The organism is Arthrobacter sp. B2060, assembly GCF_059090445.1.
The window spans coordinates 1-13,083 of the sequence record NZ_JBNHFR010000014.1 but is presented as its reverse complement, the minus strand read 5'-3'; the positions used below and the strand labels follow the sequence as shown (position 1 = coordinate 13,083).

Below are 13,083 nucleotides of genomic sequence, written 5' to 3'. Positions count from 1 at the left end.
AAGCATCAGGAAATCCCGACGCATTTCTAGAGGGGCTAGTCCGATGAATCCGCGCCCTCTGCCGGGTCCTGCGAGTGCATGCGGATGTCGGTAGGATCGGCGGTCTCATCCCCTTCGGCAGGTGCCTCGCTGTGAATCCGCTGCATTTCTTCCAGGTTCTCACTCATGATTGGCGCTCCTTCTGCTGCCGTTCCGTGCCGCGAACATCACCTTTGTGTTCATCTAGCCCCTGCCAGCCGCGGACTGTCAAGGACTGCCCATCGCTCTGGCCATGGCAACGGTTGTGAAGCTGGCCTCGCGCTGCTGAAGTAGAGCCATGAAACCCTTTCTGCTGCTCGCATCCCGCGCCGAAGACCCCGCGGCGGAAGACGAGTACGAGGCGTACCTGCGCTACGGGGGCCTGGATGCCAGCCAACTGCGAAGGATCAGGATGGAGCAGGGGCCGCTTCCGGAGATTGCGCTCGATGACTATTCCGGAGTCATCGTCGGCGGCAGCCCGTTCACGTCGAGTGATCCTCCCGAAAAGAAGTCTGATGCCCAGCACCGGGTGGAGCGCGAACTGTCCGCGCTGCTGGACCGGATCGTGGCGGCGGACTTCCCGTTTCTTGGCGCTTGCTACGGCGTCGGCACGCTTGGCCGTCACCAGGGTGCGGTGATCGACCGGACCTACGGGGAGCAGCTGGGCGGCGTGACCATCAGTCTGAGTCCGGAAGGCCTGCAGGATCCTCTGCTCGCCGGCATGCCAGCCGAGTTTACGGCGTTCACAGGCCACAAGGAAGCGTGTACCGTGCTGCCCCCGCACGCCGTGCTGCTGGCGAGCTCGGCGGCCTGCCCGGTGCACATGTTCCGGATCAAGCAGAATCTCTACGCCACCCAGTTCCACCCCGAGCTGGACGCCGAAGGCCTTGTCACCAGGATCGACATCTACCGCCACGCCGGGTACTTTCCGCCGGAGTCCGCCGAGGAACTGATGGCCGCGGCCAGGACGTTCACCGCGACGGAGCCCATGAAGATCCTGCGGAACTTCGTCAAGATCTACGGCCGGTAGCCGCTGACGGAAGCCGACGACGGCGGGTGCTTCCCGCCGTCGCCGGCTCCCCTTCAGGCCTTGTGTGTTCGTTTGCGCTTTGCCGCTTGCGTCGCGCTGCGGGAGGGCTTTTTTGCCCATTGACTTCGTACCCGTTCGGACTACGGTTGTACTACTTCAACATGGATCTGTTGAACACATACGTGCGCTGAGGGGGGAATCGCACACTGTGACCTGTTGCAGCAAGGGCGCGGCATCCACAGTCCCTCAGCTTGTCTCCGTTCCGGAGCTCCCACAATTCAAGGTCTCACCCTAGTCCCCAGGCAGCGTCCCATGACAGCTAATTTCGTTACAGCTTTCTCCGTAAAATCCTTCGATGTTCCGGATAAGAAGAGGTATCCGGACAAGGCGGAGGTGGATCTCGTGAGCGTGAACGATTACTCCGTCGCCCGGCTGATCCTCGCCCCCGGCTGGCAATGGTCCGTGAGCTCCAAGCCGACGGAACAGACGGAATTTTGCGAGCACAACCACCTCGGATTCTGCATCTCCGGAACATTGGAGATCGCCACGCCGGACGGTCTCAGGACCACCATCCGTGCCAACGACACCTACGCGATTCCGCCGGGCCATGACGAACGGGTGGTGGGTTCCGAGCCTTTCGTCGCCGTGGAATTCCTGGGTGCGGCATCATTCGGCCGACCGGCGAGCCGCGGACAGCACGCGCGGATGTGAACGCCAGTCTATATGTGAAGGTGGGCCTTTAGGCAGGTCCAGCACGGTCCAGCGCCCTCCAGCACGCCCCAAAGAGCGGGGGCTGCCGGCCCCAAGGTTTTCCCACCGTGCAGCGCTTAGAGTCGGTTTTGTAGCAACCGGCTGTATCTGTTGGGGGTGGGCCGGAAACGGACTGCTCGGCCTGTTGGGGGGCCGTGCAGTCCGTGCTGCGTTGCTCCGTGCCCTGCTAACGCATGAACTTCCAGACCCTATGGCCGTCGGCCTCACGGACGGCATGCGCCTGGCCCTCTACGCCACCTTCAAACGTAACAACTGCTTTAGCCGGCAGGAGCAGGCCGCGGGGCGGACAGCCTGCGGCGGCCAAAGCGCAGGATTCACCCTGATTTTCCCCGGTTGGATCGCAGGATTCCGAGGATCACCGAAGCTTTGAGGCACCTCTGGCCGCCATCACGAAGCGCGAAAATACACTGGAACTACCAGCCTTTTGGTTCTCTCCCACCGGACCCACTCCTCCAAGGAAGCCCAAAATTCGTACTTCGCTCTCTGCCCGCCCTGCCCTGGCCACTCTGCTCCTGACGGCTCTCGCTGTGAGCGCCATGGGGACCTCCGCCGGAGCCGCCGCCGCACCGCAGGCCGGCTCCACCTCGAACTCCGACGCCGCTGATCAGTCCGGCACCGTCCGCTACCTGGTGCGTTACGAGGCCGGGACGGACGTCGCACGGGAGGCCCGGAACCTGCGCTCGCGGAACATCGCCGTCCGCCGCACGTTCTCGCAGGCGCTGCACGGCGCGGTGGTGACCGCGACGTCGGCCCAGGCCGCGGAACTCAAGCGCTCCGCGCAGGTGGCGGCGGTCGAAATCGATGCCCCCGTGAAGGCCGCCGAAACCCAGCTGGCGGCGCCGTGGGGGCTGGACCGCATCGACCAGCGCGCCCTGCCCCTCTCCGGTTCCTACACCTCTGCCGCTGCGGGCGCCGGCGTGAATGCCTATGTGGTCGATTCCGGCGTCCTGGCTTCCCACACGGAATTCGGAGGCCGGGTCGCTGCGGGTTGGAGCGCCGTCGCTGACGGCCGCGGAACCGGGGACTGCAACGGCCACGGAACGCACGTGGCAGGCACCGTCGCGGGAAAAACCTATGGCGTTGCCAAGGCCGCCACGGTCATCCCCGTGCGCGTGCTGGACTGCGCAGGCTCCGGCTTCAACTCGGACGTCATCGCGGGGCTCGAATGGGTTGCCTCCCACCATCAGGCCGGAACACCGGCCGTGGCGAACCTGAGCCTTGGCAGCATCGCCAGTGCCATGGTGGACGCGGCGGTGCAGGGTCTGATCAATGATGGAGTGACGGTGGCCGCTGCGGCGGGCAATTCCGCCGTCGACTCCTGCAACAGCTCGCCGGCACGGGTTCCCGCTGCGCTGACGGTGGCCGCGAGTGACGCCTCGGACCGCCAGGCGACTTTTTCCAACTTTGGCGCGTGCGTTGACCTGTATGCGCCTGGTGTGGCCGTCAAATCCGCAGGAATCGCGTCGACCACCGCCACAGCCTCCATGAACGGGACGTCCATGGCCGCTCCGCACGTGGCCGGCGCGGCGGCAGCCGTCCTGTCGCGCACCCCGGAACTGAGCCCGGCAGCCGTGGCCACCCGACTCCTGACCGGCGCAACGCCCGCAGTTATCGCGGCTGCCGGTGCAGGCACTCCGAACCGACTGCTGTACCTCGATCCGTCCGCAGGTGCGCTCACAGCGCCCACAGTCTCGGGCCGTACGCCTGCGGCCGGTGCAACCGGAACCACCGTTGCGAGTGCAGTGACTGCCACCTTCAGCAGGGCGGTTCAGGGCGTCAGCGGCTCCACGTTCGTTCTCAAAAACCAGGCCGGTGTGGTGGTTCCTGCCGCCGTCACCTATGACTCGACACTCCTGACGGCCACGCTGCGTCCGTCGTCAGTTCTGGCCGCATCGCAGATGTACACCGCCACGCTGACGGGCGGCGCCTCCGCCATCCGCGATGCAGCGGGCACACCGCTGGTCACCGAGAGCTGGGCCTTCACCACAGCGGCTGCCCCCACTGTCACGGCACGGACTCCCGGTGCCGGCAGCACCGGCGTTGCCGCCGGAAGCAATGTTACGGCCACCTTCAGCACGGCCGTCCAAGGGGTTGGCAGCAGCAGCTTCCTGCTGAAAAGCCCCAGCGGCCAGGTCATCCCCGCGGCCGTCACGTTCAGCGCAACCGCCCGTACGGCGACTCTGAATCCGGCAGCAAACCTTCTGAACGACACGAAATACACGGCCACCCTCATCGGCGGGGCGGCATCAATCCGGGACGCCGCAGGCACTCCGCTGACGGGTACCAGCTGGACCTTCACCACGGGCCCGGCTCCTGTCATCACGGGCATGACACCCCGGCCCGGAGCATCCCTGGTCCGGCGGGCCAACAACATCGCGGTGACGTTCAGTGAAGCCGTCCAGGGTGCGAGCACGGGTTCGATCTCTGTCAGGAACACCGCCACCGGCGCAACGGTGGCCGCGACGGTGTCCCGTTACGGAACCACCAACCAGTGGATCCTGAACCCGTCGGCCTCGCTGGCGGCCAAAACCAGCTACACAGTCACGGTCACGGGAGGCCCGGCCGCCATCCGCGACCTTGCCGGCAACAGCCTGGCGTCGTACAGCTGGACCTTCACAACCGGGTCGCTCTAGCGCCAGGACCTGAGAACGCAGACTCAAACCACAGGACGACGGCGGCACTGCAGTGCCGCCGTCGTTCTTGTTTATGGGTCGTTCTTGTTTATTGCTGGGATGGCCTATTCGGAACCCGGTTTTACTTGTAGCCGCGGAACTTGACGTCTACATGCTTGCTTTCATCGGAGTGGTACTTCCAAGAGCCCTTGCCGTTCTTGTCTTTGTAGACGATCTTGACGATGTGGTAAACGGTGATCTGCTTCTTGTTCTTCTCCGGGAATACCTTGTCGACCTCAACCTTTATGTCTTTGTTCTTGGGGACCCATACCCAGCCCTTGCTGTGCGGCCGAATCTGCTTGCCGTCCCCCTTCTTCGTTTCCTTGAACAGTTTCTGGTCAAAGTAAACGTGCGTGCCCTTGTCGCAGCTGATCCTGAACTTGAAGACGACCTTGACGGCCTTGCCGTAGTCCCTTGACCCTTTCTTTTCGTCCACCTCAGGCGCTTTGGCCTTGACGGTACACCTGTCGTCTTTCTTAGGATATTCCGCCGCGCTGGCCGGACCAGCGAGGACAATGGGGCCGGCAACAAGTCCGAGGGAAACAGTGGAAACCAACGCGAGCCGGGCTGCCAGTGGCCGCCGCTGCCGGGTTGGAGAAGTGATGGTCATAGTCTTGCTCCTGCTTAGCGATGCGCGTGTTATCTGGGTCGGGCAGCACTAGCCGATCACGTGGCGCGTGGAGACCTATCAACCACTTCTGCCGCATTATGATCGTCCACCTGCTTCAGCAGGCGGGCTTGGAGCCGGATTCATTTTCAAGGCAAGTCCTTGGATCCGGTCATTCCAAAGTTTACCCCCGTAAGTGAAGGTGAGCGATTGTTTTTGGCGAATTGTAACCATTAGAAGTTGCCTGGGGAGGCGCGGACCGACGGCGGGAAGGAACTCCGCCGTCGGTCCGTCTGACTGGTGCGCTATTTGTTCAGGAAGCTGAGCAGTGCCTCATTGACCTCAGTGGCGTGCGTCCAAAGCAAGCCATGCGGAGCGCCGTCGATCTCCAGATACTCGGCCTCCGGAAGCGCTTTGGTGAACTCCCGGCCGGTGGCATCAATGGGCAGGATGTTGTCCGCAGTGCCGTGCACGATCAGCGAGGGAACATCGATTTTGGGGATGTCCGCACGGAAGTCGGTGAGCCAGGTGGGCTGGGCGGCCACCGAGGCGAAGGCGCCCGCGCCGGCGGCAAGATTCCAGCTTGCCCTGACAGACTCCTCACTGAGGCGTGGCGTTCCCAGGAACGTATCGGTGTTGTAGAAGTTCTTGAAGAACTCCGTGAAGAAGGCGTAGCGGTCCGCCGTGACCGCCTCGGTCAGACCGTCGAACACTGACTGCGGGACTCCGGTGGGGTTGTCCTCGGCCTGCAGGAGGTAGGGCTCCAGGGAGCCAAGGAAGACAGCCTTGGTTACCCGCGCCGAGCCGAAGGTTGAGAGGTAGCGGGCAACCTCGCCGGTGCCCATGGAGAAGCCGACCAGCACGGCGTCGCTGAGGTCGAGGCTGTTGAGGATGGTGTTGAGGTCCGCGGCGAACGTGTCGTAGTCGTAGCCGGTGGTGGGCTTGCTGGATTTCCCGAACCCGCGACGGTCATAAGTGATGACCCGGTACCCAGCCTCAAGCAGGGCGGAAGTCTGCTTCTCCCAGGAGGATCCGTCCAGCGGGTAGCCGTGGATCAGAACAACAGCCTGGCCGGTCCCGTGGTCTTCGTAGTAGAGCTCGATTTCGGTGCTGTTTTCCTGTCCAACGGTGATGTAAGCCATGTCAGCATTCCCTTCGGTCTCGTGAGAACGGATGTCCTCAAGCGGTGATACCAACCTATCCGTCTTGTTCCCGGAGGAATGGCCGTGCCCGTGGGAACGTTGGAGGAGGCATGAAACGTATCGGCTTCCTGTCATTTGGTCACTGGGGACCCGCCCAGGGATCCCGTACGCGAACAGCACGCGACGCCCTGCTCCAGGGGATTGACCTGGCGGTCGCTGCCGAAGAGCTGGGCGTTGATGGAGCATTCTTCCGGGTGCACCACTTCGCGCGCCAGCAGGCGTCGCCGTTCCCGCTGCTCGCGGCCATAGCCGCCCGCACCAGCCGGATCGAATTGGGCACCGCCGTGGTGGACATGCGGTACGAAAATCCGCTGTACATGGCGGAGGAGGCCGCGGCCACGGACCTCATCAGCGGCGGACGATTGCAGCTCGGCATCAGCCGGGGATCACCCGAGCCGGCGCGGAATGGTGCCGCTGCGTTCGGCTATGTCCCGCGCGAGGGGGAGACAGACGCGGACATGGCGCGCCGTCACGCAGCGGAGTTCCGGAGGGCCGTGGACGGTGCCGGAGTAGTGGAAGCGGATCCGCGGTACGCCGGTGGTGCAACTGGTCTGCTGCCGATCCAGCCGAGGTCCGAAGGGCTGGGCGAGCGGATCTGGTGGGGCGCCGGGACCCGCGCCACCGCTGTCTGGGCAGCTGAACTCGGGATGAACCTGATGAGCTCCACGCTGCTGACAGAGGACACAGGGGTGCCCTTTGACGAACTGCAGGCCGAGCAGATCGCGATGTTCCGTGACGCGTGGGCAGCCGCCGGCCACCGGCGCGACCCGCGTGTTTCGGTCAGCCGGAGCGTCCTTCCCCTCGCCGACGAGGAGGACCGCCGCTACTTCGGGCTCAGTGCACTGCGCGAGGGCCGGGACCAGGTGGGCGCGCTGGACGGCGTCTTGGCCCGCTTCGGAAAAAGCTACGTCGGCGAGCCGGACGCCATCGCCGCTGACTTGGCAGCGGACGCCGCCGTGCAGTCCGCGGACACCCTGCTTCTCACCGTCCCGAACCAACTGGGCGTCGCGTACAACACGAAAATGTTGGAGACCATCGCCGCCCACGTGGCCCCGGCCCTGGGGTGGCAGCCGAAAGGGGCCAGCGTGCGGCGCGGCTAGGGCGAGCCAGGCCGCTTTCACGCGGGGGAGTTGGTCCGTCCAGTTGGACCGGCCCGAGGTTCCGGATGGCCGCAGCTGAGCCATCGCCCCGGGAATTGGCCGTTGACATTCAGCAGCCGCCAAGTGTATCGTCGACAATCGACAAGGATTCTCAAAGTCAAATCCAGAACCGGAATGGAGCGAGATTTTCGCGCCTCTCATTCTGGGAACAGCTCTCAAAAAAACTGTTGACAATCGACTGCCGCTGATTTAGATTCAGAAAGAATCAAAAAGCGGCGGATCGGAACATTCCCAACCTCGAGCGAGGCAGCGGAATTGTCCCAAGATGTCGTCGACAATCGACAAGCGACAACCACACCAACCGACAACTGGAGGAAACAATGGCATTCGAATTCGAAACCAAGCCGAAGTTCGCTACGTTCGACATGAACGGAACGCTGATTAAGTTCGCTATCAACGATGCGATTCGTGAGGTCTTGGGCGACAGGCTGCCGGCCGAGGTGGCCGATGAGTATCTGCGGGCCTGCAAGGCGTACCGGATCGACGAGTGCACGGGCGAGTACAAGCCGTTCCACCAGATTGTCGCCGACTCCATGGAACGCGCCTCGCGTCGGCTCGGTCTGGAGTTCCGTGCGGCCGACGCACGGGCGGTTTACGAGATTGTCCCCTCTTTTGGCCCGTACCCGGGTGTCACTGAGGCGTTGAACCGCCTCGCTGAGGAAGTCCCGCTGGTCATCATCACGAACAGCGACACCGCGCATGCTGTGCGCCTCGCAGCGAACCTCAAGGCCCCGTTCGAGGTCATCATCAGCGCAGAGCAGATGGGCATGTACAAGCCGCGCCTCGGTGCGTTTGAGTACATGTTCGACAAGCTTGGCGTGACACCGGATGAGATCGTGCACGTCTCCGCGAGCCCGATGTACGACCACCGCCCCGCGGCCATCATGGGCATCAAGAACAAGGTGTATGTCGACCGCGGCTTCGAGCACGACGAGCACTGGCTCGGCTACGAGCGGATCACCGACATCGCCGACCTCCCCGTCCTCTTCGGCCTGCCGCGTCCCGCTGCCTCCTAAGGGAGACCTGGGTACAGATGAGTCTGCCACTACCTCAAACCGTAAAGGGTGCCTCGGCTTCAGATCGTCTCGAGGCCCTGGGTCTGGATCTGCCGGTCCTCGCTGATAATGCGTACTACGTGGATCACCGGGCGGTGGACTCCAGTATCCATATCTCGGGCCAGCTGCCGTTCAAGGACGGCGTTCTGCTGGGCACCGGGGTTGTGGGCCGGGATGTCGAGCTGGAGACGGCGCAGGAGCTCGCGCGCCATTGCGCGTTGAACTGCCTCGCTGCCGCTGTGCAGGCGGTGGGGGATCTGGACCGGGTCCGGATCGTGCAGATGCTGGTCTTCGTGGCCAGTGGTCCGGATTTCGGTCTGCAGTCAAAGGTCGCCAACGCGGCCAGTGAGCTGCTCATCGAGGTGTTGGGTGAGAACGGGCGGCACGCCCGGACCGCGATCGGTGTCGCCGGGCTGCCGCTGAACACTCCGGTAGAGATCCAGATGATCTGCACGGCCGTTTAGGAACGGGCACGACGGCGTGTTGTGCGGGACCCGCTGATGCGGGTCCCGCACGTTCAGCATTCGAGGAAGCTGGCACCGCTGCCCTCGATCATTCATAGACAGAATCATGAGGAGTACAGCGTGAACCGCATTCAATCAGCACTCGAGGCTCTCATCGAGCGGATTGATACCCCCGCGCCGATCGTGCTGGCCGATGTGATGCAGGAGAACATCGACCGCATGCAGGCGTTCGCCGCCCGGCGCAACCTCGACGTCAGGCCACACGTTAAGACGCACAAGTGCGTGGAGATCGGCCGGCGCCAGGTCAAGGCCGGAGCGGTCGGAATCACTGCAGGCAACGTGGGTGAGGCCGAGGTCTTCGCGGCGGCCGGATTCGATGACATCTTCATCGCCTACCCGGTCTGGGCTGCCGGGACGAAAGGGCCGCGGATCCGCAAGCTGGCCGAAACCACCCGGCTGCGGGTCGGCGTCGATAACGTCGCGGCGATCAATGCCCTCGCCGACGCAATGGGGGACGAACCCGGGCTGCTGCAGGTCGTGATTGAGGTCGACTGCGGTGCCCGCCGTTCCGGCGCTGCCCCCGAGGCCGCGGGCGACCTGGCCCTGGCCGCCAGCAAGCGCGGCGTGGTGCCGGTGGGCGTCTTTACCTATCCGGGTCACGGCAGCGCCGGTCCGGACGCCCGCAAGCGTGCCGCGGAGGACCAGGATGCCGCGCTCACCACCGCGGTGCGCAGCCTCACCGCTGCCGGGATCACCCCGGAGGTGGTCAGCGCCGGTTCCACACCCACCGTGGAGTTCGCCACCAACAGCGTCATCACCGAGATCCGGCCCGGCGAGTACGTGTTCAACGATCTGAACAACACCAGGCTCGGCGCCTGCACCGAGGATCAGATCGCGCTGTTCGTCGCCGGCACCGTGGTCAGCGACTGGGTCCCCGATCAGGTCATCCTCGATATCGGCACCAAAGCCCTCGGCCGCGAAGGCAACCCCGAGATCGGCTACGGCGCCATCGCCGGCACCACGGCCGTCCTGTCCAAACTCAACGAGTACCACGGATTCCTCCCCCTGCCGGCCGGGTTCCGCCCCGGCATCGGGACCGTGCTTCCGGTGGTCCCCAACCACGTCTGCCCCGTGGTGGTCAATTTCGAGGAATACATCGTCAGCGACAGCACGGGCACGACGCTGGAACGCTGGCCGGTCGACGCCCGCGGATTCCTCAACTGACCGGGTGGAACTGACCGCGCGGGGACGGGACGTCCGTCCCCCGGCCTCAACCCCAAGAACCAACCCCACAATGGAGTGACTGAGATGAGACTTGATAAGACCACGGCCCTGGTCACCGGTGCCAACAGCGGAATCGGGCAGGCAGTATGTTCGCACTTCCGCAACGAAGGCGCCCGTCTGCTGCTCACCGGCCGCAGGGAGCAACTGGGCAGCGCCCAGCCCGACGACGTATATGTCCCGGGCGACCTTAACGACGAGGCGTTCGTCGAAAGCCTGGCCCGGCAGGCCGCCGAATCCTTCGGCACCGTGGACGTCGTCGTCCTCAACCACGGCCTGCAGGTCAGCGGCCCGCTGACGGAGATGGCCTACGAGGATGCGAAGAACGTGCTGCACAGCAACCTGCTCAGCTCGTTCCTGGTGATGAAGCACTTCGCGCCGCTGATGCCCGCTACGGGTGGCTCGTTCGTCCTCGTCAGTTCACGGCTGGGCATGGTCGGCAAGCCCGATGAAGTCCTGTACTCCGCGGCCAAGGGCGGCTTGATCATGCTCGCGAAGGGCGCGGCGATCGAATGGGCGTCACGCAACATTCGTGTCAACGTCGTCGCGCCAGGGTTGACCGTCACCCCGGTCATTGAAGCGTCGTTCCAGCGCAGGGAGGACCCCGAGGCCTACCGCGCCCAGCGCGAGGGCCAGATCCCGCTCCAGCGCCTGGCCACCCCCGAAGAGATCGCCGACGCCATCCTCTTCATGGCGTCCCCGGAATCGTCCTACATCACCGGAGCGGTCCTGCCCGTCGACGGCGGATACACCGCCGCCTGAACACCTCAACGCTTCACAGACAACGAAGGACAACTCATGACAGCCCTTGCGGCAACACCCCGAAACGGAGAGCTCGGCTTCTGGATGGCCGGACTCGCAGCCACCAGGCCCACCTACCCCCGCTTCACCGGACAGGACACTGTAGACCTGGCAATTATCGGCGGCGGCTACACGGGCCTGTGGGCCGCGTACTTCGCCAAGAAACTAGAACCCTCACTCAAGGTCGCGGTTTTTGAAGCAGAACAGATCGGCTACGGCGCCTCCGGACGAAACGGCGGCTGGCTCTCAGCGATGCCCCCAGGAAACCGGGCCACCTTCGCCCGCGCATCCGGCGGAGGGATCGACGCGAGCCGGGCCTTGCAGCAGGAGTTCGTCGCCGGCGTCGATTCCGTCCTGGACATTCTCCAGGCCGAGGGCATTAACGCGGATCAGAACAAGGGCGGCGCCCTCGTCGCTGCCCACACCAAGGCGGGGCTGGACCGGCTCGTGACCCGGCGTGACACCGACTGGAAGTACGGGCTGACCGAAGACGACGTCCATTTGCTCGACCGGGACCAATTCCAAAGCCAGATCAACATTTCCACCGTCCACGGCGGACTCTTCTACAAACACTGCGCGCGGATAAATCCGGCCAAACTTGTCTACGGTCTCGCGTCCACCCTGACCTCGATGGGGGTGAGCATCTACGAAGGCAGCCGGGTAGGCAGCATCGACGACAAGACCCTCACCCTGGCCAACGGGCGGGTGACCGCGGCCAAAACGTTCATCTGCACGGAAGGGTATTCCGGAGAACTGCTGGGCAGCAGGACCCTGATACCCATCAATTCCTCCATGATCGTGACCAAACCGCTGTCCGAGGAGGCGTGGCAGCAGATCGGCTGGAACGGGCCGCAGTGCCTTAACGACTCCGCACACACCTTCATCTATTCGCAGCGAACAGCGGACGGCCGCATCGCCATCGGCGGCCGCGGAGCGCCCTACCGCTACGGCTCAGGCACAGGAGGCGCCGGTTCAACACCCCAGTCCACCATTGACCTGATCTCTACCAAGCTCCGCTCCTTCTTCCCCGGTATCCCCTTCGAAGTGGACCACGCCTGGTCAGGAGTCCTCGGAGTTACCCGTGACTGGAACGGCGGCGTGCACTGGGACCAGGCATCCGGAATCGGATCGTCCACCGGCTACGCCGGACACGGCGTCACGGCAGCCTACGTCGGCGGCAGGACACTCGCGGAGCTGGCTTTCGAGAAGGATACAGAACGCACGACACTTCCCTGGGTCGGCTACCGCTCACGGAAGTGGGAACCGGAACCCCTCCGCTGGCTCGGTGTCCACGGCATGTACCGGCTCTTCGGACTTGCCGACCAATGGGAAGAACGCAGGGACTCCACCAAGACCTCGCTCCTAGCCAAATTCGGCAGCAGACTCGCCGGACTTCACGAATAGCCCATAACCAAGACTTTCACCTGAACCCCCTTTAGAAGGGAAGCACCATGAAGACCATCAACAAAGTCCAGACTGCGGCCGCCGGGCTTGCTGTCCTGCTTGCCCTCACCGCCTGTGGCGGTACGGCAACGGACACCCAGGGAACGGACATTCCCAAGACGCAAAACACCCGTGACATCTCCGATGGTGTCCAGCCGGATGCGGCCGCGGTGGCGTTGCTGCCGCAGTCCATCAAGGCCAAGGGCGAAATCACTGTGGCGATGGATTTGAGCTCCCCGCCGATGACCTTCCTCGCCGAGGACAACACCACCCCGATTGGCGTGAACCCGGACCTCGCCCGGCTCGTGGCCAAGAAGCTGGGGCTGAAGCTGAAGTTCGAGAACACGGCGTTTGACACGATCATTCCCGGCATCGACGGCGGCCGCTACGACTTCACGGCCACCACAATGTCCGCCACCGAAGAGCGGCTGAAGGTCCTGGACATGATCAACTACCTCAAGGGCGGCTCGGCCGTCGCTGTCCCGCACGGCAACCCGAACAATCTGACCAACGACACGCTCTGTGGCAAGAACATTGGCGTGACCAAGGGCTCCACCCAGCAGTTGAAGCACCTGCCGA

General features: G+C 64.1%; 13 protein-coding genes. 10 read left to right on the top strand and 3 right to left on the bottom strand.

All coding sequences use genetic code 11. The features are described from left to right. Window positions 1-35: 35 nt before the first annotated feature. Window positions 36-167 carry a hypothetical protein gene (locus AC5RUM_RS19580; protein ID WP_494036506.1) on the bottom strand — a complete coding sequence of 44 codons (132 nt, stop codon included), beginning with the start codon at window positions 165-167 and terminating at the stop codon, window positions 36-38. Window positions 168-316: 149 nt separating this feature from the next. On the opposite strand from AC5RUM_RS19580, the gene AC5RUM_RS19575 reads away from it, so the two are divergent. The 3 genes from AC5RUM_RS19575 (at window position 317) to AC5RUM_RS19565 (ending at window position 4,452) form a co-directional block, all read left to right on the top strand. Further along, entirely contained in the window at window positions 317-1,048 is a 732-nt protein-coding gene (locus AC5RUM_RS19575; protein ID WP_494036505.1) for a glutamine amidotransferase, read from the top strand. A 312-nt stretch (window positions 1,049-1,360) separates the two neighbouring features. Beyond that, window positions 1,361-1,759 (top strand): cupin domain-containing protein, encoded by a 399-nt coding sequence (locus tag AC5RUM_RS19570; RefSeq protein ID WP_494036504.1) that lies wholly within the window; start codon window positions 1,361-1,363, stop codon window positions 1,757-1,759. 596 nt (window positions 1,760-2,355) lie between these two features. Next, window positions 2,356-4,452, top strand: a complete 2,097-nt coding sequence (locus AC5RUM_RS19565; RefSeq protein WP_494036605.1) for an Ig-like domain-containing protein — start codon at window positions 2,356-2,358, stop codon at window positions 4,450-4,452. Between the two features lie 121 nt (window positions 4,453-4,573). Here AC5RUM_RS19565 and AC5RUM_RS19560 read toward each other — a convergent pair whose 3' ends face one another. Further along, on the bottom strand, window positions 4,574-5,101 hold the full coding sequence (locus tag AC5RUM_RS19560) for a hypothetical protein (RefSeq protein ID WP_494036503.1): 528 nt from the start codon (window positions 5,099-5,101) through the stop codon (window positions 4,574-4,576). Window positions 5,102-5,403: 302 nt separating this feature from the next. Beyond that, window positions 5,404-6,240 carry an alpha/beta fold hydrolase gene (locus AC5RUM_RS19555; protein ID WP_494036502.1) on the bottom strand — a complete coding sequence of 279 codons (837 nt, stop codon included), beginning with the start codon at window positions 6,238-6,240 and terminating at the stop codon, window positions 5,404-5,406. Window positions 6,241-6,350: 110 nt separating this feature from the next. On the opposite strand from AC5RUM_RS19555, the gene AC5RUM_RS19550 reads away from it, so the two are divergent. From AC5RUM_RS19550 to AC5RUM_RS19520, 7 genes are all read left to right on the top strand, one after another. Next, on the top strand, window positions 6,351-7,400 hold the full coding sequence (locus AC5RUM_RS19550) for an LLM class flavin-dependent oxidoreductase (protein ID WP_494036501.1): 1,050 nt from the start codon (window positions 6,351-6,353) through the stop codon (window positions 7,398-7,400). Window positions 7,401-7,780: 380 nt separating this feature from the next. Beyond that, window positions 7,781-8,476, top strand: a complete 696-nt coding sequence (locus tag AC5RUM_RS19545) for a haloacid dehalogenase type II (RefSeq protein WP_494036500.1) — start codon at window positions 7,781-7,783, stop codon at window positions 8,474-8,476. A gap of 17 nt (window positions 8,477-8,493) precedes the next feature. Then, window positions 8,494-8,979 carry a RidA family protein gene (locus AC5RUM_RS19540; protein WP_494036499.1) on the top strand — a complete coding sequence of 162 codons (486 nt, stop codon included), beginning with the start codon at window positions 8,494-8,496 and terminating at the stop codon, window positions 8,977-8,979. Window positions 8,980-9,099: 120 nt separating this feature from the next. Further along, window positions 9,100-10,203, top strand: coding sequence for an alanine racemase (locus AC5RUM_RS19535; protein ID WP_494036498.1), 1,104 nt, complete (start codon window positions 9,100-9,102; stop codon window positions 10,201-10,203). 84 nt (window positions 10,204-10,287) lie between these two features. After that, window positions 10,288-11,022 carry an SDR family NAD(P)-dependent oxidoreductase gene (locus AC5RUM_RS19530; RefSeq protein ID WP_494036497.1) on the top strand — a complete coding sequence of 245 codons (735 nt, stop codon included), beginning with the start codon at window positions 10,288-10,290 and terminating at the stop codon, window positions 11,020-11,022. Window positions 11,023-11,058: 36 nt separating this feature from the next. Then, window positions 11,059-12,465, top strand: coding sequence for an NAD(P)/FAD-dependent oxidoreductase (locus AC5RUM_RS19525; protein ID WP_494036496.1), 1,407 nt, complete (start codon window positions 11,059-11,061; stop codon window positions 12,463-12,465). 47 nt (window positions 12,466-12,512) lie between these two features. Further along, window positions 12,513-13,083 (top strand): transporter substrate-binding domain-containing protein (locus AC5RUM_RS19520; protein WP_494036495.1); only part of this gene is annotated, 571 nt, incomplete at its 3' end.

What these genes read in the sequence shown, in the direction of transcription:
- AC5RUM_RS19540 (WP_494036499.1), top strand. Translation starts at nt 8,494, where the DNA reads ATGAGTCTGCCACTACCTCAAACCGTAAAGGGTGCCTCGGCTTCAGAT.
- AC5RUM_RS19545 (WP_494036500.1), top strand. Translation starts at nt 7,781, where the DNA reads ATGGCATTCGAATTCGAAACCAAGCCGAAGTTCGCTACGTTCGACATG.
- AC5RUM_RS19525 (WP_494036496.1), top strand. Translation starts at nt 11,059, where the DNA reads ATGACAGCCCTTGCGGCAACACCCCGAAACGGAGAGCTCGGCTTCTGG.
- AC5RUM_RS19575 (WP_494036505.1), top strand. Translation starts at nt 317, where the DNA reads ATGAAACCCTTTCTGCTGCTCGCATCCCGCGCCGAAGACCCCGCGGCG.
- AC5RUM_RS19565 (WP_494036605.1), top strand. Translation starts at nt 2,356, where the DNA reads ATGGGGACCTCCGCCGGAGCCGCCGCCGCACCGCAGGCCGGCTCCACC.
- AC5RUM_RS19550 (WP_494036501.1), top strand. Translation starts at nt 6,351, where the DNA reads ATGAAACGTATCGGCTTCCTGTCATTTGGTCACTGGGGACCCGCCCAG.
- AC5RUM_RS19580 (WP_494036506.1), bottom strand. Translation starts at nt 167, where the DNA reads ATGAGTGAGAACCTGGAAGAAATGCAGCGGATTCACAGCGAGGCACCT.
- AC5RUM_RS19530 (WP_494036497.1), top strand. Translation starts at nt 10,288, where the DNA reads ATGAGACTTGATAAGACCACGGCCCTGGTCACCGGTGCCAACAGCGGA.
- AC5RUM_RS19555 (WP_494036502.1), bottom strand. Translation starts at nt 6,240, where the DNA reads ATGGCTTACATCACCGTTGGACAGGAAAACAGCACCGAAATCGAGCTC.
- AC5RUM_RS19560 (WP_494036503.1), bottom strand. Translation starts at nt 5,101, where the DNA reads ATGACCATCACTTCTCCAACCCGGCAGCGGCGGCCACTGGCAGCCCGG.
- AC5RUM_RS19570 (WP_494036504.1), top strand. Translation starts at nt 1,361, where the DNA reads ATGACAGCTAATTTCGTTACAGCTTTCTCCGTAAAATCCTTCGATGTT.